Origin of the sequence: Streptomyces sp. NPDC015032 (assembly GCF_043080425.1) — a bacterium.
GTDB lineage: Bacteria > Actinomycetota > Actinomycetes > Streptomycetales > Streptomycetaceae > Streptomyces.
The window spans coordinates 262,051-283,768 of sequence record NZ_JBIBVN010000003.1; the positions used below are offsets into that span (position 1 = coordinate 262,051).

At 69.7% G+C, this 21,718-nt stretch carries 18 protein-coding genes and 2 pseudogenes; 12 read left to right on the top strand and 8 right to left on the bottom strand.

Annotated features, from left to right (window positions below; genetic code table 11):
- Positions 1 to 232 precede the first annotated feature (232 nt).
- Genes kdpF through kdpC form a run of 4 tightly spaced genes read left to right on the top strand, consistent with a single transcriptional unit; the run spans position 233 to position 4,791 of the window.
- On the top strand, positions 233 to 322 hold the full coding sequence (kdpF, locus tag ACF08M_RS06990) for a K(+)-transporting ATPase subunit F (RefSeq protein WP_392184201.1): 90 nt from the start codon (positions 233 to 235) through the stop codon (positions 320 to 322).
- 12 nt (positions 323 to 334) lie between these two features.
- On the top strand, positions 335 to 1,999 hold the full coding sequence (gene kdpA, locus ACF08M_RS06995; RefSeq protein WP_392184202.1) for a potassium-transporting ATPase subunit KdpA: 1,665 nt from the start codon (positions 335 to 337) through the stop codon (positions 1,997 to 1,999).
- Positions 1,999 to 4,128 carry a potassium-transporting ATPase subunit KdpB gene (gene kdpB / locus ACF08M_RS07000; RefSeq protein WP_392184203.1) on the top strand — a complete coding sequence of 710 codons (2,130 nt, stop codon included), beginning with the start codon at positions 1,999 to 2,001 and terminating at the stop codon, positions 4,126 to 4,128. Before kdpA ends, kdpB begins: the two co-directional genes overlap by 1 nt.
- Before the next feature lie 33 nt (positions 4,129 to 4,161).
- Entirely contained in the window at positions 4,162 to 4,791 is a 630-nt protein-coding gene (gene kdpC, locus ACF08M_RS07005; protein WP_392184204.1) for a potassium-transporting ATPase subunit KdpC, read from the top strand.
- 71 nt (positions 4,792 to 4,862) lie between these two features.
- Here kdpC and ACF08M_RS07010 read toward each other — a convergent pair whose 3' ends face one another.
- Entirely contained in the window at positions 4,863 to 5,609 is a 747-nt protein-coding gene (locus ACF08M_RS07010) for a DUF4118 domain-containing protein (RefSeq protein ID WP_392184205.1), read from the bottom strand.
- A gap of 378 nt (positions 5,610 to 5,987) precedes the next feature.
- Here ACF08M_RS07010 and ACF08M_RS07015 point away from each other — a divergent pair, with 378 nt between their 5' ends.
- Together ACF08M_RS07015 and lysA are read left to right on the top strand one after the other, a co-directional pair.
- A complete protein-coding gene (locus ACF08M_RS07015) occupies positions 5,988 to 6,416 on the top strand; it encodes an SAV_915 family protein (protein WP_392184206.1) in 429 nt (142 codons plus the stop codon).
- Between the two features lie 17 nt (positions 6,417 to 6,433).
- Positions 6,434 to 7,813 carry a diaminopimelate decarboxylase gene (lysA, locus tag ACF08M_RS07020; RefSeq protein WP_392184207.1) on the top strand — a complete coding sequence of 460 codons (1,380 nt, stop codon included), beginning with the start codon at positions 6,434 to 6,436 and terminating at the stop codon, positions 7,811 to 7,813.
- A gap of 173 nt (positions 7,814 to 7,986) precedes the next feature.
- On the opposite strand, the gene ACF08M_RS07025 is transcribed toward lysA, so the two are convergent.
- Both ACF08M_RS07025 and ACF08M_RS07030 read right to left on the bottom strand, forming a co-directional pair.
- Complete coding sequence (locus tag ACF08M_RS07025) at positions 7,987 to 9,594, bottom strand: MDR family MFS transporter (RefSeq protein WP_392184208.1); 1,608 nt, start codon at positions 9,592 to 9,594, stop codon at positions 7,987 to 7,989.
- A gap of 55 nt (positions 9,595 to 9,649) precedes the next feature.
- Positions 9,650 to 10,255, bottom strand: a complete 606-nt coding sequence (locus ACF08M_RS07030; protein WP_392184209.1) for a TetR/AcrR family transcriptional regulator — start codon at positions 10,253 to 10,255, stop codon at positions 9,650 to 9,652.
- A 393-nt stretch (positions 10,256 to 10,648) separates the two neighbouring features.
- On the opposite strand from ACF08M_RS07030, the pseudogene ACF08M_RS07035 reads away from it, so the two are divergent.
- The 3 genes and pseudogenes from ACF08M_RS07035 to ACF08M_RS07045 all read left to right on the top strand — a co-directional run.
- Positions 10,649 to 10,816 (top strand): annotated as a pseudogene (locus ACF08M_RS07035) (hypothetical protein); the annotation flags it as partial.
- Positions 10,817 to 10,895: 79 nt separating this feature from the next.
- Positions 10,896 to 11,024, top strand: a pseudogene (locus tag ACF08M_RS07040) (tetrahydrofolate dehydrogenase/cyclohydrolase catalytic domain-containing protein); the annotation flags it as partial.
- A gap of 32 nt (positions 11,025 to 11,056) precedes the next feature.
- A complete protein-coding gene (locus ACF08M_RS07045) occupies positions 11,057 to 11,629 on the top strand; it encodes a dihydrofolate reductase family protein (protein ID WP_392184474.1) in 573 nt (190 codons plus the stop codon).
- A gap of 387 nt (positions 11,630 to 12,016) precedes the next feature.
- Here the strand turns inward: ACF08M_RS07045 and ACF08M_RS07050 are convergent, their stop codons facing one another.
- A complete protein-coding gene (locus ACF08M_RS07050) occupies positions 12,017 to 13,030 on the bottom strand; it encodes a hypothetical protein (RefSeq protein ID WP_392184210.1) in 1,014 nt (337 codons plus the stop codon).
- 196 nt (positions 13,031 to 13,226) lie between these two features.
- Between ACF08M_RS07050 and ACF08M_RS07055 the strand changes: the two genes are divergently transcribed.
- Positions 13,227 to 15,011 carry a helix-turn-helix domain-containing protein gene (locus ACF08M_RS07055; protein WP_392184211.1) on the top strand — a complete coding sequence of 595 codons (1,785 nt, stop codon included), beginning with the start codon at positions 13,227 to 13,229 and terminating at the stop codon, positions 15,009 to 15,011.
- Positions 15,012 to 15,196: 185 nt separating this feature from the next.
- On the opposite strand, the gene ACF08M_RS07060 is transcribed toward ACF08M_RS07055, so the two are convergent.
- The gene (locus ACF08M_RS07060) at positions 15,197 to 15,940 is read right to left on the bottom strand and encodes a DUF4232 domain-containing protein (RefSeq protein WP_392184212.1); all 744 of its coding nucleotides are present in this window, start codon (positions 15,938 to 15,940) and stop codon (positions 15,197 to 15,199) included.
- A gap of 211 nt (positions 15,941 to 16,151) precedes the next feature.
- Entirely contained in the window at positions 16,152 to 16,355 is a 204-nt protein-coding gene (locus ACF08M_RS07065) for a hypothetical protein (RefSeq protein ID WP_392184213.1), read from the bottom strand.
- A 61-nt stretch (positions 16,356 to 16,416) separates the two neighbouring features.
- Between ACF08M_RS07065 and ACF08M_RS07070 the strand changes: the two genes are divergently transcribed.
- Together ACF08M_RS07070 and ACF08M_RS07075 are read left to right on the top strand one after the other, a co-directional pair.
- Positions 16,417 to 17,583 (top strand): alpha/beta hydrolase, encoded by a 1,167-nt coding sequence (locus ACF08M_RS07070; protein ID WP_392184214.1) that lies wholly within the window; start codon positions 16,417 to 16,419, stop codon positions 17,581 to 17,583.
- A gap of 416 nt (positions 17,584 to 17,999) precedes the next feature.
- Positions 18,000 to 18,608 (top strand): GPP34 family phosphoprotein, encoded by a 609-nt coding sequence (locus ACF08M_RS07075; protein ID WP_392184215.1) that lies wholly within the window; start codon positions 18,000 to 18,002, stop codon positions 18,606 to 18,608.
- Positions 18,609 to 18,758: 150 nt separating this feature from the next.
- Here ACF08M_RS07075 and ACF08M_RS07080 read toward each other — a convergent pair whose 3' ends face one another.
- Both ACF08M_RS07080 and ACF08M_RS07085 read right to left on the bottom strand, forming a co-directional pair.
- Positions 18,759 to 20,342, bottom strand: coding sequence for a N,N-dimethylformamidase beta subunit family domain-containing protein (locus ACF08M_RS07080; protein WP_392184216.1), 1,584 nt, complete (start codon positions 20,340 to 20,342; stop codon positions 18,759 to 18,761).
- 359 nt (positions 20,343 to 20,701) lie between these two features.
- Positions 20,702 to 21,712, bottom strand: coding sequence for a hydroxyacid dehydrogenase (locus tag ACF08M_RS07085; protein WP_392184217.1), 1,011 nt, complete (start codon positions 21,710 to 21,712; stop codon positions 20,702 to 20,704).
- Positions 21,713 to 21,718 lie beyond the last annotated feature (6 nt).

The window sequence follows — 21,718 nt, forward strand, 5'->3', positions numbered from 1 at the left end:
TCATCCCATCGGCTCACAGGGCGACAGAACCCTCACGACCTCAACTGATATAGCGTCAGAAGTGAACCGGCCCCGTACTCGGGATCGACTCCACCTTCCAGCCGGCGGGGCCGAACAGTCCTGCCCTCATGACTCTGCGGGGTGCCACTCGCATGGCGGACGTTGTGTACATCGGCCTCACGGCAGCGGTGTTCGCTCTTATCGGCCTGGCCGCCAAGGGGGTCGCGCGCCTGTGAGCGTGGAGAACCTCGTCGGCCTGATCGTTGCCGTGTGTCTCGTGATCTACCTGGTCATCTGCCTGATCTTTCCCGAGAGGTTCTAGGAGAGAGCCCGGATGAACGACACCCTCGCGGGCTGGCTCCAGGTACTCGCCCTGGTGGTCGCGCTAGGTCTCTCGTTCCGCCCGCTGGGCGGCTACATGGCCCGCGTCCTGGCCGCCGGTCATCATGGACGGATCGAACGCCTGGTTTACCGGGCGGGCGGAGTGAACGGCGACGCGGACCAGAAGTGGACGGTCTACCTGCGCAGCGTCCTGGCCTTCTCCGCAGTGTCGGTCCTGTTCCTGTACGCATTCCTGCGTCTGCAGAACCATCTCCTGCTGTCTCTGGGGACGAAGCCCTTCACCACGGACCTGGCGTTCAACACCGCGGCATCCTTCGCCACCAACACCAACTGGCAGTCGTACTCCGGCGAGTCGGCCCTGGGGCATCTGGTCCAGATGGCGGGCCTCGCGGTGCAGAACTTCGTCTCCGCAGCTGTCGGCATCGCCGTCGTCGCCGCACTGATCCGCGGCTTCACCAGGAAGAAGACCGATCGCGTCGGGAATTTCTGGGTGGACCTGACGCGGATCGTCGTGCGCGTTCTGTTGCCCCTTGCGTTTGTCTTCGCGCTCGTTCTGGTGGCCGCGGGTGCCGTGCAGAACTTCCATGGAATCCACGACGTCACCACCATCGCGGGCGGGCATCAGCGCCTGACCGGGGGCCCCGTCGCCTCTCAGGAGGTCATCAAGGAACTGGGCACCAACGGCGGTGGCTTCTACAACGCGAACTCCGCGCACCCCTTCGAGAACCCGAACGCCTTCACCAACCTGGTCGAGATCTACCTCATGCTGGTCATCGCGTTCTCGCTGCCGCGGACCTTCGGGACCATGGTCGGTGACCACCGGCAGGGCTACGCCATCGTCGCCGTGATGGCATTGATCTGGGCCGCATCGGTCGCCGTCGTGACCGCCAACGAGTTGCACAGCGTCAGCAGCACAGCCGGTCATACGGCCGGCGGAATGATGGAGGGAAAGGAGACACGGTTCGGGATCTGGACCTCGGCCCTGTTCGCCGTGTCCACCACTCTGACGTCGTGCGGAGCGGTCAACTCCTCCCACGACTCGTACACGCCGGGCGGCGGCGGAATGACGATCTTCAACATGATGCTGGGGGAGATCGCGCCCGGCGGTACCGGCTCCGGGCTCTACGGGATCCTGATCCTGGCGATCGTCGCGGTCTTCGTCGCCGGACTGATGGTCGGCCGTACACCCGAGTATCTGGGCAAGAAGCTCCGGGGCCGGGAGATGAAGTTCGCCTCCCTCTACATCCTGACCACGCCCGCCCTCGCCCTCGTCGGTGCGGGGCTGGCGATGGCATTCGCGGGAGAGAGGGCCGCGATGCTCAATTCCGGACCGCACGGCTTCTCCGAGGTCCTCTACGCCTTCGCGTCGGCCGCGAACAACAACGGCTCGGCGTTCGCAGGGCTGAGTGCGAACACCGTCTGGTACAACACCGCCCTCGGGGTGGTCATGCTCGTCGGCCGGTACCTGCCGATGGTGTTCGTCCTGGCGCTCGCCGGCTCGCTCGCCGGACAGCAGCCCGTCCCGGTCACCGCAGGCACCCTGCCCACGCACCGGCCGCAGTTCGTAGGGCTGTTGACCGGAGTGATCCTCATCGTTGTCGGGCTGACATATTTTCCCGCGCTCGCGCTCGGACCCCTTGCGGAGGGTCTGCACTGATGTCCACGACCACCACTCCCACTCCCGTTCCGCCGGGCGCCGGGCGCCGGCAGCGCCGGGTCTCGGGCGGACTGCTCGATCCCCAACAGCTTCTGACGTCCTTCCCCGACGCCCTGCGCAAGCTGGATCCGCGCTCGACGGTCCACAATCCCGTCATGTTCGTGGTGGAGGTCGGGGCGGTCCTGACCACGCTGTCGGCCGTCAGGGCGCCCAGTGTCTTCGCCTGGGTGATCACGGCTTGGCTCTGGCTGACGTCCGTCTTCGCCAACCTTGCCGAAGCCGTGGCCGAAGGACGCGGCAAGGCCCAGGCGGAGACTCTGCGCCGCACCAGGACGACGACGACGGCCCGCCGTCTCACCGGCTGGCGGCCCGGAGCGGCCGACACCGCAGAGGAGGAGGTTCCGGGCATCGCCCTCCGTCTGGACGACCACGTCGTCGTCGAGGCCGGGCAGATCATCCCCGGTGACGGCGATGTGGTCGAGGGCATCGCGAGCGTCGACGAATCGGCCATCACGGGCGAGTCGGCGCCGGTGATCCGCGAGTCGGGCGGCGACCGGTCGGCCGTCACGGGCGGCACCAAGGTGCTCTCGGACCGAATCGTCGTGAAGATCACCTCGAAGCCGGGGGAGACCTTCATCGACCGGATGATCGCACTCGTGGAGGGGGCCGCGCGGCAGAGGACGCCGAACGAGATCGCGCTCAATATCCTGCTGGCATCCCTGACGATCATCTTCCTGATCGCGGTGGTGACACTCCAGCCCTTCGCCATCTTCGCAGGGGCCGAGCAGACCCTCGTCATCCTCGTCGCCCTCGTCGTGGCCCTGATCCCCACGACGATCGGCGCGCTGCTTTCGGCGATCGGCATCGCGGGCATGGACCGGCTCGTGCAGCGCAACGTGCTGGCGATGTCCGGGCGCGCGGTGGAGGCAGCGGGCGACGTCAATACCCTGCTGCTCGACAAGACCGGCACCATCACCCTCGGCAACCGCCGGGCAGCCGAGTTCCTGCCGGTGGAGGGGGTGAGCGTCGAGGAACTCGCGGACGCCTCCCAGCTGTCGTCGCTTGCCGACGAGACGCCCGAAGGCCGCTCGATCGTCGTTCTCGCCAAACAGCAGTACGCGCTACGTGGCCGGAGCGAGGGCGAACTGGACCGGGCAACGTTCGTACCCTTCACCGCTCAGAGCCGGATGAGTGGTGTCGATCTCAATGATCCTCAGCAGAACACGTCCCTGCGCAAGGGAGCGGCGACGGCAGTGATGCGCTGGGTCCGTGACAACGGAGGCCACCCCACGGCAGAGGTCGACGGCATCGTCGACGGCATCTCCGCGAGTGGCGGCACCCCGCTGGTCGTCGGCGAGGCGACCCGGCACGGCGACGCGCCCGGCGGCCGTGTCCTCGGCGTCATCCATCTCAAGGACGTCGTCAAGGAAGGAATGCGCGAACGCTTCGACGAACTCCGCCGCATGGGCATCAGAACCGTCATGATCACCGGTGACAACCCGCTGACCGCGCGTGCCATCGCCCAGGAGGCGGGGGTGGACGACTTCCTCGCCGAGGCCACTCCCGAGGACAAGATGGCCCTGATCAGGCGAGAACAAGAGGGCGGCAAACTGGTCGCGATGACCGGCGACGGCACGAACGACGCGCCCGCGCTGGCCCAGGCGGATGTCGGCGTGGCGATGAACACCGGAACCTCGGCCGCCAAGGAGGCCGGGAACATGGTGGACCTGGACTCCAATCCGACCAAACTGATCGAGATCGTCGAGATCGGCAAGCAACTGCTGATGACCCGTGGTGCGTTGACGACCTTCTCGATCGCCAACGACGTCGCGAAGTACTTCGCGATCATCCCGGCGATGTTCGCGGTGGTGTACCCGGGCCTGGACAAGCTCAACATCATGCGCCTGCACAGCCCGACCTCGGCGATCGCCTCCGCGATCGTCTTCAACGCGCTGATCATCGTCGCGCTGATCCCGCTCGCACTGCGTGGTGTGCGCTACCGGCCGTCCTCCGCCGCGACACTGCTCAGCCGCAACATCTGGATGTACGGGCTCGGCGGGCTGGTACTGCCCTTCGTGGGCATCAAGCTGCTCGACCTCCTGATCCAGTTCATCCCCGGCCTGCGCTGAGACGGCCCGACGAGAGAAGAAGGCGATCCCGCGGTGCGTACCCACCTTCCCCCGGTACTCCGGCACCATCTGGCCGCGCTGCGGATGCTGCTGGCGTTCACCGTGATCACCGGCATTGCCTATCCGCTGCTCGTCACCGGCATCGCCCAGGCCGGTCTCTCCCACCAGGCCAACGGCTCCCTGCTGACGGCGAACGGCACTCCGGTGGCCTCCAGCCTGATCGGCCAGAACTTCGCCCTGCCGAAGAAGAATCCCCAGGACGCCAAGGAGCCGCTGCGCCCCGACCCCAAGTGGTTCCAGCCCCGTCCGTCCGCCGGCGGCTACGATCCCACGGCCTCCGGCGCCTCCAACCTGGGCCCGAACAACACCGGTCTGATCGAGACCGTCAGGGACCGTCGCGCCGCGGTCGCCGCCTTCGACGGGGTCCCGCCCGAGTCCGTCCCCGCGGATGCCGTCACCGCCAGCGGCTCCGGGCTCGACCCGGCGATCTCCCCGGCGTACGCCTACGAACAGGTCGACCGCGTCGCGAAGGCCCGCCATCTCGCCCCCACCGAGGTCAAGACGCTGGTGGCCCGCCACGTCCAGGGACGTGTTCTCGGCTTTCTGGGTCAGGAACGCGTCAATGTCGTCGAACTCAACCACGATCTGGCCGGGTTGGTGTGACCGGAATGTGGGGGCGACAGGGTGATGGAAGTCGTCTGTCCCGTTCCCTCCACCCGGCGCGACCCGTGCCGTCAAACGTAGGCAAGGCCGGCCGTGCCGAGTTCCGCACCGACCTGGTTGGCCAGGGTCACCGCGACCAGGCGTGCGGCGAGTGGGGGCGCCGCGCCGGGCGCGGGCTGAAGCATGAACCGGCCGTGGAAGCGTCCGTTGTGGAAGACCCGCAGTTCCAGTTCCTCGTCCGGCAGGCCGTCGCGGTCGGCGTCCCAGCGCCGGTGGTCCCAGGTGATGGTGCCGTCCTCCTCCAGACGGGGCGGGCGCCCGATGAGGGTGCCGTATTCGAAGCGGCAGCCGCTCAGGCCGAGCAGTCCCACGAGCTGCCGGCACACATGGTCGATCACGGTGTACGGGCTGGTGGCGGTCTCGGCCAGCCGGACGGTGTGGTGGATCTGCGCCAGGTAGTCGTCGTCGGTGAGGGCGATCACCTTCAGCTTCCGGGCCCGGGCCGCGAGCTGGGAGACGGCGATGCCGACGGCGAGGAGCAGCACGGCGGTGACGACATCGGCAGCCTTGCCGATGGCGAACTGTCCGTAGGGACGGGTGAGGAAGAAGTCGAACCACACCGCCGCGGACAGGGCCGCGAGCGCACCGGCGAGGCGATGGCCCAAGGCGGCCACCGCAACCACGGCGACGACGAGTACCAGGGCGGCGTCGGCATCGGACATGCCGGTCCGGAAGGGCACCAGCACCGCGCACACGGCCGGCGGCAGCGCGAGGGCGGCCACGACCGCCACCTGGTTCCGGGTGAGGTACAGAGACATGACACCCACCTCCACCTCAGGTGTAACGGGGACGGACGCTCCCGTGCTCGATTCCGGTCCGCTTTGATGGATCCTTGACGACGCGCGCGAGGATGGCCGTACCGGCCGACCGGACCCGGCCGCATGCGCTACTGCCCGTAGCGATGTCCGGCACAACGGGTCGAACGCCCGCGGGCGGCGCGCATGACGTTGCCCGAGCCCCTTGACGAAGCCGGCCCGCGCTCCGTCGTCAATCGCGCGTCAAGGGTCGGAGGTACGGGGTCAAGGGTCCGCTAACGGAGATGTCCGGCCCGGTCGCGGCGGGCATAGCGTCACTGCCATGCCCGGCATGCCAGTACCAGTGGTCCGGGTCGATGCGCCGTCTCCACGAGGAGTGCCATGATCGACAACCAGAGCGCCGAGGACCCCGAACCCCTTCAACCAGACCGGACCGGAGCGTTGTTCGTTCCCGTCCGGCCGGGGCCCGCGGGCTGTTGCGCCCGCCTCTTCCGTACACCCCTGGGCATCCGCACCGCAGTTGCCTTCACCAACGAGCGACAACTGATCCTCGCCCTGGGGGAGGGGCAGACCCGGATCCGCCTCTCCGAGCCGGCGGTACGTGCCCTGGTCGCACCCTTGGGGGTGGCCGGCCTCGTCGTCGATCCCCTGCTCGTCGTCCCCGGGCCCAGTGCCGCGGCCGCTGTGAAGCTCGCTCGTCGTACGACCCCCGCTCCGCGGTGGGAGCGCCGACGGGCCTGGGAACCGGGAGCGGCCGATGGGGTCCGCGCGACCCGTATACAGCCGTTGTCTCCTGCATCAACCTCTTGACCGGCTGGGGGAACATCATGACCACATCACTGCCAGGAGTACCGGCTCCGGCGCCGGAGCCGGACATCCCGCACGTGGCCCCCGTACCGCCGAGCAACGCCGCGGGTCTGTCCGTCTGGCCCGCTTCGGCGCGGCTCACCTCCCGCGGCGACGTCGCGGTGGGGGGAGTCTCCCTCGTCGAGGCGGCCGAGCGGTTCGGCACGCCGGTCTATCTCCTGGACGAGGGCGAGGTACGGGAACGCTGCCGCACCTATCTGCGGGCCTTCCCGGACACCGATGTCGTCTACGCGGCGAAGGCATTCCTCTGCCGCGCCCTGGTGCACTGGGTGCAGGAAGAGGGCCTCGGCCTGGACGTCTGCTCCGCGGGCGAGCTGGAACTCGCCGTCACCACCGGCTTCCCGCCGGAGCGCATCGTCCTGCACGGCAACGCGAAGAGCCCGGAAGACCTGAGCGCCGCGCTGCGCCTGGGTGTCGGACGGATCGTCATCGACAGCGCGTGGGAGATCGCCCGACTGTCCGCACTCATCCCGGACGGCGTGCGTCAGAAGGTGTTGGTGCGCGTGGTTCCGGGCGTGAGCGCGGGCAGCCACGCCGCGATCCGTACGGGCACGGACGACCAGAAGTTCGGGCTGTCGATCACCGACGGGAGCGCGCAGCACGCGATCGCCCGGATACTCGACCAGCCGCGGCTGGAACTGGTCGGACTGCACTGCCACATCGGCTCGCAGATCACTACGGTCAAGCCCTACCTGACTGCGCTCCGACGAGTGGTCGGGCTGCTGGCCCAGGTTGGCCACCAGCACGGAGCCGTCCTGCCGGAGCTGGACCTGGGAGGTGGGCATGCGGTCGCCTACCGGCCGGGGGACACCGCGCTCGACATACCGTCGCTCGGCGCCCGCATCCGCCGCGAACTGGCCACGAGCTGTGCGGCGGCCGGCATCCCCGTGCCCCGGCTCACCGTCGAGCCCGGTCGTGCGCTGGTCGGACCCGCGGGCGTGGCGCTCTACCGGGTGCTCGCCGTCAAGAGGACCGGCGACCGGATCTTCGTCGCCGTGGACGGCGGGATGAGCGACAACCCGCGGCCCGCGCTGTACGGAGTCCGCTACGCACCCCGTCTCGTCGGCCGGCCCTCGACGGCCGAGCCCCGTACGGCGACCGTCGTCGGCAGGCATTGCGAGGCGGGCGATGTGCTCGCCGCCGATGCGGCCATGCCGGGCGACATCCGTCCGGGTGACCTGGTGGCCGTCCCTGTCGCGGGCGCGTACCACCTCTCCATGGCGTCCAGCTACAACGTGGTCGGACGTCCGCCGGTGGTCGCCGTCCACGACGGCCGTGCGCGGCTGCTGGTCCGCCGCGAATCCCTCGCCGACATCAACGGCCGCGACGTCGGGCTCTGAACCATCCGCGCCCATGTCCGCAATGCTCTGTGCGACCGACGCCCGACGACCGGCGTGTGGGAGGGCCGGAGCCGGGCCGCCGTGCGCGGTACGTCCTCACGCGGCCGCCGCAACCTGCGCGTCCGCGGACTCCGTCCGGGCACGGCGTCCCCGCCTCCTCGCCCTCGTCGTGCTCAGTGCATCGGAGCAGCCGGTGCCTTCGACGCGGCGGCGTTCTCCTCCGCGAGCCGTTCCATGCCGCTCTGCGTCTTGAGCGGCTTCTCCTTGATGAAGAGCACCGCGATCAGGGCGAGAAACGCGAAGGGGGCTCCGATCAGGAAGACATCCGCGGTCGCGACCCCGTAGGCGTGCTCGACCACCTGGCGGGCCGGTTCGGGAAGGGTGGTGAGGTCGGGGACGCCGTGCCCGGCCCCACCGTTGCCCGCCGCCCCGCCGAAGCCCTTCGCCATCTCGCTCGCCACCCGGTGGCTGAGTACGGCGCCCAGCGCGCTCGTGCCGATCGCTCCACCGAGGCTGCGGAAGAACGACAGCACCGAGGTCGCTGCGCCGAGCTCCGACGCGGGTACGTCGTTCTGAGCTGCCAGCACCAGGTTCTGCATCAGCATGCCGACGCCGACGCCGAGCACCACCATGTAGACGCTGAGCAGGCCGAACGAGGAGTCCGCGCTGATCGTGGACAGCAGGCCCATGCCCGCGGTCATGATGATGCCGCCCGCGATCAGGAAGCCCTTCCACTTGCCCCGGGCGGAGATGATCTGCCCGGCGACGGTGGTGGACACCATGAGGCCGAGGATCATCGGCAGGCTCATCAGCCCCGCGACGGTCGGCGTCTTGCCGAGGGAGATCTGGAAGTACTGGGAGAGGAACACCGTGCCGCCGAACATGGCCACGCCGACCAGCAGACTCGCCACGGTCGTCAGCGTCACCGTGCGGTTGCGGAAGATGTCCAGCGGGATGATCGGTTCCTGGACCCTGGATTCGACCAGGACCGCTGCGACCAGAAGTACCAGACCGGCGGTGACCAGCACGGCGGTCTGCCACGACGCCCAGTCGAACCGGTTGCCGGCGAGCGTCACCCACAGCAGCAGTGCGCTGACCCCGCTCATGATCAGGACGGCACCGAGGTAGTCGATCTTCACCTCCCTGCGGACCGTGGGCAGCTTCAGCGTCAGCTGGAGCAGCACGATCGCGAGCAGGGCGAACGGCACACCGATGAAGAAGCACCAGCGCCACCCCAGCCAGGAGGTGTCCACGAGCACGCCGCCGATGAGCGGTCCTGCGACGGTGCCGACGGCGAAGACGGCGCCGAAGATGCCGGAGTAGCGGCCGAGTTCACGAGGCGGGATGATCGCCGCCATCACGACCTGGGCGAGCGCGGTGAGACCGCCCGCGCCGATGCCCTGCACCACACGGCTCACGATGAGCAGGCCGACACTGTGCGAGAAGCCTGCGACGAGTGAGCCGACGATGAACATCGAAAGAGAAAGCTGGATGAGCAGCTTCTTGTCGTAGAGGTCGGACAGTTTGCCCCAGATCGGGACGGTCGCTGTCATCGCCAGAAGCTCGGCGGTGACCACCCAGGTGTACGAGGACTGGCTGCCGTGCAGATCGGCAATGATCCTGGGCAGTGCGTTGGAGACCACGGTGGAGGCCAGGATGGCCACGAACATGCCGGCCATCAGGCCCGACATGGCCTGGAGTATGTGACGACGCGTCATGGCGGGTGCGGCCCCCTCGGGCGCACCGGCCGTACCGGTTTCGGGTGTGACGGCAGCGGTCATGGGCTGACGTTTCCTCATTCTCTGGTGAAATGCCCCGGGGGGCTTCGGATGTGCTTCAGTCGCTCAGGCCGTCGGCCAGCGAGGTGAACGCTTCGCGATAGATGCTCTGGAACGTGCGGGTACGGCCGGAGGCCACCCAGATCTCGACGGCGGCGCGCACGGCAGCGATCGTCACGTGCGTGAGAAGCCGCGGGTGGAGATCGAGTTCCGGATCCTGGCCGAGGCGCTCGGCCACGACGGCGACCAGCGCGCGTTCGTCCGCACCCTGGGCGGCCAGGAATCGCGGCAGCAGCGAAGGGCTCGTCCTGAGTACGGCCATTTGGAGCTCCCAGCGTTCGTGACCCTCCTCGATAGGGGCGAGTTCCTGGCCGATCGCCTCGCGGAGAGCGTTGAGTGCCGTGAGTTCCTCCGGTGCGTTCATCACCGCCCGGCGGATCCGTTCGGCGCCGTCCTGGTCCGGACGGGTGATCGCGTCTTCCAGGCACGGGTAGTAGTTGAAGAAGGTGCGCACCGAGACGCCGACCGCATCGGTGACCGCTTCTACGGTCATCTTCTCGATTCCGCGGTCCGCGGCCATGCGGAGCGCCACGTCCGCGAGGGCGTCACGCGTCGCACGCTTCTTGCGTTCGCGCAGTCCGAGGGGGGTGTCGTCTGCACTCATGAAGTGCATGCTATGCAATGTTGCGCGGTGTGCAAAATTGCTGTGGAGCGGACCTCGATGTGGCGGTGGAGACGCGCATCGCCCGGTCGGCTTCCGGGCGGGTGGAGGTGGGGCCGCTCCACAGCGCAGACGGCCTGATGGCGAGGACGATCCCCGAGGTGTGCGGTAGGGGCCGGCTGCGATCGGCTTCGGCCAGGGCGCGAAGGTCATGCCCGCTGTGCGCCTTCCGTGCGACGAGAGCCTATCCCGGGAGAGCGGGCCACCTGTCCAGGAACAGCCATGCGCTTGCACGTTCCAGCCATCTGGGCCGAAAGGGCGTCGTTTCGCGGAGCGCCGACGCGGCCCACCCTGGGGTGAGGGAAAGGGCACCGGCAGGGCCGAGGGGGAGCCGCCATGTCCGGACCGCTGTACGTTCCCGTTCTGCCGACCCGGCCTCATGCGGCCGAGGCGTACCGACGGCTGAGTCCGGCCGTCCAGATGTCGGTGGTGCCTCTCTGGAACCTGCCGCCGCGGCATGGACGACAGCCGACGGAACTCGCTCCCGCCCTGAGGGCGGACGCACGCGCCGTGAGCAAGGTGCAGCGCCATCATCCGGCCTGGCTCGACGCCCCCGTACGCCGACGACCGTCAGCTGCCCGTTCTCGCCGACGCCCTCGCCGACCTGTCCGAGGATCCGGACGTTCATGGCATGCTGCTTCAGCATCCATGCGGCCGGCACATCGACGAGCGAGCGGCGTTCGAGGCCATCGCCCTGGAGAAGGACGTCGACGACCAATCGCACAGGACATCAAGGACAAGCCCATGCGTACTCTGATCAGCACCGCTTTCGTCTCCCTCGACGGCGTGGTGGAGGCCCCGGGCGGCGAGCCCGGCTACCGCAACTCCGGCTGGACCTTCAAGGAAGTCGACTTCCTCCCCGAGGCGTTCGAGATCAAGGGGCGCGAGCAGCAGGAGTCCACCGCCGTCCTCATGGGCCGGACCAGCTATGAGGCGTTCAGCCCCGTGTGGCCCGACATGGAGGAATTCGCACGCTACAAGACGATGCCGAAGTACGTCGTCTCCACCACCCTCACCGACGACGACCTCGTCACGAACTGGGGCGAGACCACCATCCTGCGTTCCCTCGACGAGGTCGCCGCCCTCAAGCAGACCGAGGGGGGCCCGATCACCGTCCACGGCAGCGCCACCCTGAACCACGGACTGTCGGACGCCGGCCTGATCGACCGCTACCACCTGCTCGTCTTCCCGCTGCTCCTCGGCAACGGCAAGCGTCTGTTCAGCACCACGGACAAGGACACCCAGAAGCTCGAGCTGGTCGAGCACGATGTCTACTCCAACGGCCTTCAGAAGCAGGTCTTCGACGTCATCCGCTGAGGCTGCCGTGCAGGCCCGGCGTAGCGCATCGCCGTCCTCCCACCGAGCCCGATGACCTCGGCGAGGCCGAGGGGGCCAAGGTTCTGGGCCAGGGCTTCTTCGAGTCGTCTGCCGACACGGGGCCGCCCTGCCGGCCGAGAGGGCGGTGCCGGCCCCGTCTCCGTCTGCGATGCCGTTGGTTTGACCAACAGCATCCTCTGCGAAGGCGGGGCCGGACCGCACTCGCTGTTTCACCGTCATTACGCGTTGCCACTCGATCCGGGACCGGGCCGGTGGGCCCTTCGGCAGTCAGCCGCGTGGGGGCAGGGACGCCCCGCGCAGTGTTGCGCAGGCCGGCACGAGAGCTGCCGCCAGCGCGCAGACACACGCGTCCGGCTGCCTTCGGCGTCAGCCGCCGAGCGCATGCACCTCGCTCAGGATGGCGCGCATCTGCGGTCCCGACTTCTGGGCGTAGTCGCTGCCCGTGTACCCCCACCAGTCCCAGCAGCCCTGAGGGTTGCCGCGCAGGAGGCTGATGTCGGTCTGCGGATAGAGGATCACCAGGTTGTTGGTGTCGGCGTACTCGTTGAGATGGGACTCACGGGCGAACCGGTCACCCACGAACTTGTTGTCGCTCAGACAGCCGTGCAAGGCGACGACCAGCTTGCATGCTGCCCCTGCCGCGCAGGAGTCCGGAGTGTAGAGGAAACTGCTGCTGCCCATGCTGTACCACTGGGCAAGACCGCCGGGCACGTACCGGTTCTGGTCGTGCCGGCTGACGGTGCCCGACTGGGCGGCGGCCGGCGCGTTCACCTGTCCCAGCCAGTGGCGGAGCATCTCGCCCTGCGGGTCGTTGCCGCAGTTGATCAGGAACGGGTAGAAGGTGGTGCCACAGCTCAGCGGGGCGTTCGGAGTGGGCCAGCCGTGCCCTGCCGGATCGGTGTCGTGATACGCGATCCGGGCCCCGAAGTCCCGGTAGAACTGCACCCCTTCGTCACTCACCGATGTCCGGACGACAGGGTCCTTCGTGCCGTGGTACGTATAGACGGGCTTGCCCGTCAGGTTCGACGCGGGGTCGATCCGTCCCTCGGCCGACCAGCGGCGGACGATCTGCTCGATGCCTTCCGGGTCGGTGGAGACCAGCCCCGTACCACAGGCGATCAGGCCGATGACGATGCCGCCCTTGCCGCAGTAGTACGGACCTGCGGCGACGATGCCCGCGCCCTTGAAGGTGCCGGAGTAGGCGACCTGGAGCTGCGAGGCCATGAATCCGCCGGAAGAGATTCCGGTGACGTACGTATCGGTGATGTTGAGCCGCGGAAGGCCCGGTTCGCCCGCGTGGGCGGGGGCGGTGAGCCCCAGGGCCGCGGCCAGGGCGGCGGCCAGCGTGACGGCGGCCGCCCGCAGGGAACGGAGTTTCATCGTGCGCTCTCCTTGGCTGGTATCCGTTCGGGGAACGGGATCGGAAGTCGGGGGGTACGAAGACGGGTGGGGCCATGGTTGGCCGCGCACCGCCCTGCGGGAAATGGAGGTGTGCCACGTCGTCGACGGGCGACGGGTGGAGATTTTCTCCGTCGCCCGGTGTGCGTGGCGGTGACGATGCGGTATCACTGGCCGGGTGACGACGACGCCGACGACCACCGGTGCTCTGCTCCGCCTGTTGCGCGAGGAGGCCGCCGAGGCGGAGTTCCGTGCTGTCGGCGCCGAACCGCAACTCGTCGACGAGGCCCTGGAGATACGTTCCAGACTCGCGGCCCACCGCCGCCGGGAGGCGGCGCTCGCCGCGCTCTACGAGACCGCCGGTGACCTCGCCTCGCTGCGCGATCTCGAGGATGTTTTGCAGGCGATTGTCAGCCGTGCCCGCACCCTCATCGGCACCGATGTCGCGTATCTGCTGCTCTCCGACGCGGAGGAAGGGGACACGTACGTACGCGTCACCGACGGCATCACAACGGACGGATTCAAGACCGGCCGGCTCGCCGCCGGCGCCGGACTGGGCGGACTGGTCGCCGCGACCGCGGTGCCGTACCACACCGCCGACTACCCCAACGACGCCCGCTTCGCGCACACTCCGTACGTGGACGGTGTCATCGGCGCCGAGGGGCTGGTGGCCATCCAGGGCGTGCCGCTGAAGTTCGGCGACCAGGTGTACGGGGTGCTGTTCGCCGCCAACCGCAGGGTGCGGCCCTTCTCGCCGGACGAGGTCGATCTGCTCGTCTCGCTCGCCAACCACGCCGCCCTCGCCATCGAGAACGCCACGCTCTTCGAAGAGGTCCGCAAGAGCGCCGCCGTCCATGAGCGGCTCACCGATGTCGCGCTCGACGGCGGCGGCCCCACGGGGCTGGCCACGGAACTCGCCGACGTGCTGCGCGGCAGCGTCCTCGTCCTCGACGCCCAGGACCGGCCGCTCGCCTCAGCCGGCGAAGCCCCGCCCGAACCGGCGGACTTCGTACGGGAGAGAGCACGGGCCCGAGCCCGCCGCGGCTCCGCGTCACGTGGAACCGTCTGTGTCACCCCCATTGCCGCCGCCGACGAACACCTCGGCACGCTGCTGTTCGTACGCGGCGGACTCGACGCCTCCGACATCCACGCCCTGGAACGGGCCGCCCAGGCCGCCGCCCTCATGCTGCTCGGTGAACGCTCGGTCGCGGAGGCCGAGCACCGGTTGCGCGGCGAGATCCTCGAAGACCTGCTGGGCGCCCCGCACCGAGACCCCGAAGGGCTGCGCCGCCGGGCCGCGCTGGTCGGCCTCGACCTGGAGCGCGACCACGTGGTGCTGGTGGCCCGGGGCGGGGACAACGCCGGGCGGCGCCGCATCACGGAACTGGCGGGTGGTCATGCCACCCGGCGCGGCGGCATCGCGGGCGAGTACGGAGGCAACACCGTGGTCGTCCTGCCCGCCGCCGAGGACCCGGGCGGCGCTGCCCGGGCCCTCGCCGAGCTGCTGACCGCCGGGACCGGCCACCCCGTCACGGTCGGCGCGGAGCCCGCGGCACCCGGCGCGGCGGCCGTCGTCGAAGCACACCGCGACGCCGCCCGCTGCCTGGATGTACTGGTCGCGCTGGACCGCTCCGGCGAGGGCGCCTGCCGCGACGACCTCGGCATCCACGGCATCCTGCTGGGCCCTGCGGGCCGCGACGAACTGGACCGTTTCGTCCGCCGCACGATCGGTCCGCTGGTGGAGCACGACGAGACGCGCGGCAGCGACCTGGTGCGTACTGCCTTCACCTATTTCGCCTGCGACGGAAACCTGAGCCGTACTGCCGCCGTCCTGTACGTCCATGTCAACACGCTCTACCAGCGCATCGACCGCATCTCGGCCCTGCTGGGCCCCCGGTGGCGCAGCGGCGACCACGCACTGCAGGTCCACCTGGCCCTCACCATGCGGCGAACGGCGGGGTGAGGCTCCGACGAGCGCGTACGAAGGGGTTCACCACCCGGGCCTCCCGACGCGGCGAGCATCCGAGGCGGCAGATGCCGAGGCCGCTGACGCCTCGGCTCAGGAGCGACGGCGCGCCGGGACACCGGCGCGCTTCCACAACAGCGGGCGGGGCGCGCGCTCGGGTGGGTGAACGGTGCGCGAATCGCTCAGGACTGCGTGTCCGCCTGCGTCATGGAACGGACGGCGTCGGCGACGGTGCTCCGGTAGAGGCCCAGCTTCGGCTTGAGCACCCTCGCGCCGGAGCCGAGCGGGAAGTTGAGCGTGGCCGCGTTGGGCATGTGATCGCCGTCGGCCAGCACGTTCAGCTCGTCGATCCCGGGTGCGGTCCCGGTGGTCGCGCCGCTCGGGTCGAGGTCGATCACGGCGTAGGCGGTGTGTCCGGCGTGGACCGGGTACGCGGGTGCACCGCCCGGCCCGCCGGGGACCAGCGGCCTGACGTCGTGGCTGTGGTCCGCGGCACGGGAGTTGCCCAGGCTGACGCGCGGGTAGTGGCTCAGGCCGCAGGCCTTCGCGCCGGTGTTGCGTACCTTGATCACGCGCTGAGTGGGCGCACCCGACCGGCCGGTCACGCGCACCGAGAGCTTCTCGATGTCGCACGGGTGCTTGTAGGCATAGCTGTCGGTGTCGGTGCCGCCACCCGCTTTCGTGGTGCGCGTCTGCACGGAGGCCGCTTTCACGGCGCCGGTGTTCTCGGTGGTGCCGCTGGTCTTCACCGGCCCCGTGGACTGTGAAGACCCGGCTAAAGCAGCTGCCGGTGCGGAGTTGTCCGCCGGGCCGGCCTCCTTCGTGCCGGTACCGTCCTTGCCGCAAGAGGTGAGGGCGAGAGCGAGTACGGCGGTCACGGCGGCCCCGAGGACGGTGGCGCGGTTGCGGCTGCGGAACGTACGCATGGAGATTCCCCCAGGATGTGAGGTGCGACAAGGACCCAGGTACCGCGGCGAAACCCGCCCTCGACCTGCTGACCTCCATCATTCTCCGAGCCCGTGCTCACGTCCTGCTGCCGCGCCGCCAAGGTCTCGCCAACGCCTCGCCAACGTTGTCCGGTCGGCACATCGAGATCCTCCCACGGGGAGGCAACGACTCCCCGCGGCGGCCGGGCCGTCAACCGCGTACGGTCTCGTTCATCAGTACGGGAACGACGCGAGCTGATCTCTGCCGAAGCTCCTGCGGAACGGCCCGGGCAATCGTCACGAAGTGCCCCGCCGGGCCGCCCGCCGCCCGCTCGTCCGAACGGGACGGCGGCGCACCGGCCCGCCGGGCGGACCGGGCCAGGACGTACGGGCCGACGGCTCCTGGCGTCAACACGGCGCCACCCGATAGCTTGCGTCGGACGTAAAAAGGTGGAAAACGGGTAAACCATCGAGGCGTGTACGGCATCCTCCCAGGCGTGATGAGCCTGACGGGGACACCGTTCTTCCTGGCCACGATCGCGCTGGCCGTGGTCACCGTGCTGATTCCGCTGCTGCTGTGGGGCCGGGTACGAGGCCCCGCCGTGCTGCGCGGCGGGGTCCGTCTGGTGATGGTCGTCCTCGCGCAGGGGGCGGCCGTGCTGAGCGTCTTCGTGATGGTCAACAACACCAACGGTCTGTACGACAACTGGGCCGACCTGCTCGGCACCGGACACCACATCGTCGCCGCGCCGAACCTCGGACGCGACGGGCTCGGGGATCGCAAGCGCCTGGCGAGCGAACCGAAGGTCGTCCAGAACTTCAGCCCGACGCACGACCCCCGGATGGGCCGGGGCGTCCGCGTCACCCAGCTGAGAGGCCGGGTGTCGGGGGTGCGCGGCGAGGTCTACGTATGGCTGCCGCCCCAGTACGACCAAGCGGCCTTCCGCCATCGGAAGTTCCCCGTGGTCGAGCTCCTCGGCGGTTTCCCCGGATCGGCGCAGGCGTGGTTCAGCAGCCTGCGGGTGCAGTCGCAGCTGGAAACCGGAATGCGGAAGGGGGAGATCGCCCCGTTCATTCTCGTGGAGCCGCGGACCAACCTGCTGGCGGGCCAGGACACCGGGTGTGCGAATGTGCCGGGCGTCGTGGACGCCGAGTCGTGGTTGAGCGTGGACGTCCGGCAGATGGTGACGGACACCTTCCGCGCGCAGAGTCGTGCGAAGGGCTGGGCGGTGGCCGGGTACTCGGCCGGTGCGCACTGCGCCGTGAAGATGGCACTCGCCCACCCCGACCGGTACCGGGCCGCCGTGGGCCTCTCCGGCTACAACGACCCGGCCGCCGAACGGGTCTCCCTCACGGGCCGGAACCCGGAGCTGCGACGGGTCAACAACCCGCTGTGGATCCTGCGCCACGCCACCACCCCGCCGCGCGTCGCGCTCTACCTCTCGGGCGGACGCAACGACGGCTACCGTGACGGCCTGGCTCTGCAGCGGGCGGCGGTGCCCCCGACACGCGTGGCCGTGGCCGAGGTGAGCGGGCCGCACACCACCGGGCTGTGGAGGCGCCAGGTGCCGTATGTCTTCCGTTGGCTGACCGCGGAAATGTCGCCCCACGCGGGCCGGGCCGCTCCCGCGGAAGGCGTCTGACCGATAGGGGACCGCCCGGATCGTGGTGCTCCGGTACAGCGCGTGGATCATCCGCGGTGGGCCCGTCGGCGAGCGCGTGCACGAACGGCGCCGCGCCTGCCCGGCCGCTTGGCCCGACGACGGCCCCGTGAGCGCGCCGGGATGTGCCCGGTGCTCCGGGAACGGTGGGCCGGGCGGAGTGGCGCCCCGCCCACCGTCACCGGCAGGGCGCTCGGCGCGGGATGCAGGTGAGGCCCGTGCTCCGTAAGCTGGTGTACGAGATCGGCGGACCGAGCTTCACGCCCATCGGCTGCGCACGGTGAATCCGTGCGGCGGTCGCGGCAGCCACCGACAGGGACGCCCGGATGGCCGCTCGGCGCCGGACCAGCCGTTCAGTGACGCATCGCTGCTGATGCCCTTGACGCGTGGAGCCATGCATGACCACACCGAGGGATCTTCTGATTATCGCCATGGAAATGTCGACCAGACGCCCTGTGGAGCGAGGCGATCTGTCGCTGGCGCTCGCGGGTGCCGAAATGATCGACCTCCTGGGCGCCGAGGCCATCCGGCTGGACGGCGACCGGATCGTGCCGGGCCTCCCGCCGGCCATGGCTGATCGTCTGTTGGACGAGGCGGCGGCGTCGCTCGTGCGGGAAGCACCGTACGAGACGCTCGACGACTGGCTCTGGCGCAGAGGCCGCGGTCTGGCCACGGCCTATCTGGACGCCCTTGAGTCGGAAGGGCGGATCACTCGGCAGCGGCACTCCCGCTGGATGCCGTCCCTGACCAGTCAGATGGTGCTGGCCGATTCACCCGATCGCCGTGAGGCGGCTGACCGCTGGTCGTCCGACGAGCCCGTCCTCGCCGCTCTCGCGGCGGCTGTCGGGATACGGGACAGGCCGGCCGATGACTCCCCGGGCGTGACCGACGACGGGGTGGTGACGGTGCTCTTCGCCGTTGACGACGCGCTGAGGGACCTGGAGTTCCAGCGGCAGCGGCGAGCCATCGACGAGGCGGCCTTCGACAACATCTGGCGAGGCGGATGACGACCGGCCGTGATCCGCGTCGCGGTCTCCCCCCTCGCCCGGGTCGCCGCCTTCACATACCGCACACCGCTTGTGCCGCGCGGCCGGCGGTGCCGGTTTGCCGGACCGGTCCGGCAAACGGTGTCCGGCGGCAGGGCCGTACCGATGGTGTCAGTGTGGTGCGGACGCGTACACGGCTCTCACATTGTCCCTGGGCTTCGGCCGGATCCGACCACACGGGCCCGCCGCGAACGCATGGAGCAGATTCTCCGTGGCGCGGGTGACGAAGGCGCCCGTACGGGCGTCCATGCCGTGGTTGCGTCCATTCTCGCGGGTCCCCGCCATCAGAGCCTCGACCCACCGCATCGTCCCGGAGGCGAAGACGCCGGCTCCGCTCGGCACGGTGTAGTAGGCGGAATCGGCATGGCTGTGCTTGCCCTTGCAGACGAGAGGGGAGTGGGCGATGATCTCGAGCGGCGCCGGGGTGGGCATGCCCGGAGTGACCCGGTCGTACTCCACCCCGACCAGATGCTCGAAGGAGTCTCCCCGCTTCACCCCCGTCCCCTCGAAGAGCCAGTGGTCGCTCTGGCGGACGGCATACGGGGCGTCCACGGGGTAGCCCTCGTAGAGGACGCCGGTCAGGGAGGACTCGGGGGAGGCGCCGGGCGGCTGACGGAAGTCGTGGGTCGGCATGTCCGGGTGGTGGGCGAGGTACGGGTCGCGCCGGTAGTCGGTCTTGTAGCAGACGACAGTGCGGTCGGCGCCGGTGCCGTCCGGCTCCAGCCTGACCCTGCGGAAGCAGGCGTTGGCGCCGAGAAAGGCCACGTTCGTGCCCGCGTCGCGCGCACGGGTGATGTACGCCCGTTGCTGTGGGGTCCAGTACTCGTCATGTCCCAGCGAGAGTGCTCCGGCAGCGTTGCGGAGAACGCCGGGGTCACGATGGATGTCCGTGCCCGTGGTGTAGGCGAGCGGGATGCCCAGCTTCTCCGCCAGGACCACCGCCGCCCGTTCGTAGACCAGGAACTTCTCGGCGCCGTTGCTGCCATAGGGACGGTTGAAGCTGACAGCGAGCGACCGTGTGCCGTATGAGCCGTCCTCGCCCTGGTAGAGGCTGTAGCCGCCCCACGTGTTGTACGCCTGCCACGTCGCCACGGCGTGCATCAGCACGACTTTGCCTGCCGCGCTCGCCGAGCGGACGATCAGTGGTACGTAGCGCTGGTGGCCGTTCTCGGCGTCCAGCCGCAGCAGATACGCCCCCTCCGGCCAGCCGCTGGTGCGGACAGGGAGTGTGCGTCGCCAGTCCGCCCGTACGGTACGGGTGGCCTGGAGCAGCCGGGGACGGGCCTGGACCGATCCGGCCACACGGGGCGAACGCCAGACCAGCCGCGCCTGCGCTCCGCCGTACCAGCCGACGCGGTAGGCCGAGACCCGGAACGCCGGGGCGGTGGTGGAGACGTACAGGCCGAACTCCTCGCCCGGCAATACGCTCACCTTGTCGGTATAGCCCTCGACGGCCTCCGGCGGTCCCACCGAACGGACCCGCCAGTCGGAGTCCCCCGCCCGGGTACTGTCTTCCCTTTCGGCGCGGCGGTCGGCGGCGGGCGTGGTGGATCCGGTGCCGGACCGCCCGGTCGCTGCGGTGTGGCAACCGGTCACCGCGACGCCGGCCAGGGCGCCGCCCGTTGCGGCAGCGAGGAAGAGCCTGCGGTCCAGCCGGCCGGGGGTTCCGGCGTCCTGCCCATCACCATGCTTCATGTCGCCCGCCGACCCCGTCCCTCAGTACTGTCACCGGCCATCGTCACCCGCCATGTGTGCGATGACGACCGGGGTGGGGCCGAACGGGGACGTGCTGCGTCGGGCGAGGCCCGTCCTGCGCCCCGGAAGGCGTTCGCGACCCCGTCCTGCCGGTGGACGCCCCGCGCCCGGCCCGTTCGTCCACGACCCGTCGGCCGGAGCTCAGGCCCGGCGCAAGGCCGCATCGAAGGTGTCAGCCACGCCTCGCTGCTCATCGGCGCGGACGCCGATGAGCAGCGAGGCGTATGCGGACAGGGAGTGCGGCATGCGGTGCGGGGACGAGGACTTGGAGAGAGCCGGTCGTCCGGCTTCCGCCGGCGTCAGGCCAGGGACGCGGCGCGGCCGGGGTCGATGGCGTGCTGGAGAGGCTGGTCGGCTACGTAGCGGCGGAGTTCGTCGAGCACAAGCTGCCCGAGACGGTGGCGTTCGGCCCCGAGGGCTCCGCCGAGGTGCGGCGTCAGGACCACGTTGGGAAGGGTGAAGAGCGGCGAATCATGGACCGGGGGCTCCGGGTGCGTGACATCGAGCACGGCGGTGAGGTCGGGTCTGGCGCGCAGGACCGCCGCCGCGGCGTCTTCGTCGACGAGCGCCCCACGCGCGGTGTTGATCAGTGTCGCGCCCGGCCCCAGGGAGTTCAGCAGTCCTGCTCCGATCACGCCGCGGGTCTCGGGCAGGAGCGGGGCATGGAGACTGACGACGTGACAGGTGGCGAAGAGTTCCTCGATGCCGACGAGCCGGACGCCCGTCCGCCGAACGGTGTCCGCGGAGGCTACGGGGTCCGTGGCGAGGATCTCGATGTCGAAGCGGCTGAGGTGGGCCGCGACGAGGCGGCCGATGTGCCCGAGCCCCAGCAGGCCCACGCGTGACCGGTAGGCGCCCGGGACCTCGGGGTTCCGAGGGTAGCGACGACTGCTCGCCACGTCCCGGGTGATGCGGTGCACCTGCTTCAGCCCGAGGAGGACCTGGGCGAGGGTGAACTCCGCCACCGGGACGGCGTTGGCCGCCGCCGCGGAGACGATCGGTATGCCGCGTGCCCAGAAAGCAGGCGTGGTCAGGTGCCGTACGGAGCCCGCCGCGACGAGAACGGCCCGTAGCCGAGGGGCGTGTGACAGGAAGGCGGCATCGAGGACGGGCGCTCCCCAGCCCGTGAGCAGGATGTCGGTCCGCCGCAGGACCTCGGGGTCTTTGTCGAGCTGCTGTCGTGTGACGGGCGGACCCTGCCGGTGCACGAGCCCGTCGATTTCGGCGAGAACCTCGCGGGGATAGACGTCTGATCTGCGTTCTTCCTCCATGACCAGCAATGCTGTCGGCCTGGGTGCCGGCTCGTTCATGTACGT

Coding starts and splice junctions, on each gene's coding strand:
- kdpA (WP_392184202.1), top strand. CDS start 335: ATGAACGACACCCTCGCGGGCTGGCTCCAGGTACTCGCCCTGGTGGTC.
- kdpB (WP_392184203.1), top strand. CDS start 1,999: ATGTCCACGACCACCACTCCCACTCCCGTTCCGCCGGGCGCCGGGCGC.
- ACF08M_RS07010 (WP_392184205.1), bottom strand. CDS start 5,609: ATGTCTCTGTACCTCACCCGGAACCAGGTGGCGGTCGTGGCCGCCCTC.
- ACF08M_RS07015 (WP_392184206.1), top strand. CDS start 5,988: ATGATCGACAACCAGAGCGCCGAGGACCCCGAACCCCTTCAACCAGAC.
- lysA (WP_392184207.1), top strand. CDS start 6,434: ATGACCACATCACTGCCAGGAGTACCGGCTCCGGCGCCGGAGCCGGAC.
- ACF08M_RS07025 (WP_392184208.1), bottom strand. CDS start 9,594: ATGACCGCTGCCGTCACACCCGAAACCGGTACGGCCGGTGCGCCCGAG.
- ACF08M_RS07030 (WP_392184209.1), bottom strand. CDS start 10,255: ATGAGTGCAGACGACACCCCCCTCGGACTGCGCGAACGCAAGAAGCGT.
- ACF08M_RS07045 (WP_392184474.1), top strand. CDS start 11,057: ATGCGTACTCTGATCAGCACCGCTTTCGTCTCCCTCGACGGCGTGGTG.
- ACF08M_RS07050 (WP_392184210.1), bottom strand. CDS start 13,030: ATGAAACTCCGTTCCCTGCGGGCGGCCGCCGTCACGCTGGCCGCCGCC.
- ACF08M_RS07060 (WP_392184212.1), bottom strand. CDS start 15,940: ATGCGTACGTTCCGCAGCCGCAACCGCGCCACCGTCCTCGGGGCCGCC.
- ACF08M_RS07075 (WP_392184215.1), top strand. CDS start 18,000: ATGACCACACCGAGGGATCTTCTGATTATCGCCATGGAAATGTCGACC.
- ACF08M_RS07080 (WP_392184216.1), bottom strand. CDS start 20,342: ATGAAGCATGGTGATGGGCAGGACGCCGGAACCCCCGGCCGGCTGGAC.
- ACF08M_RS07085 (WP_392184217.1), bottom strand. CDS start 21,712: ATGAACGAGCCGGCACCCAGGCCGACAGCATTGCTGGTCATGGAGGAA.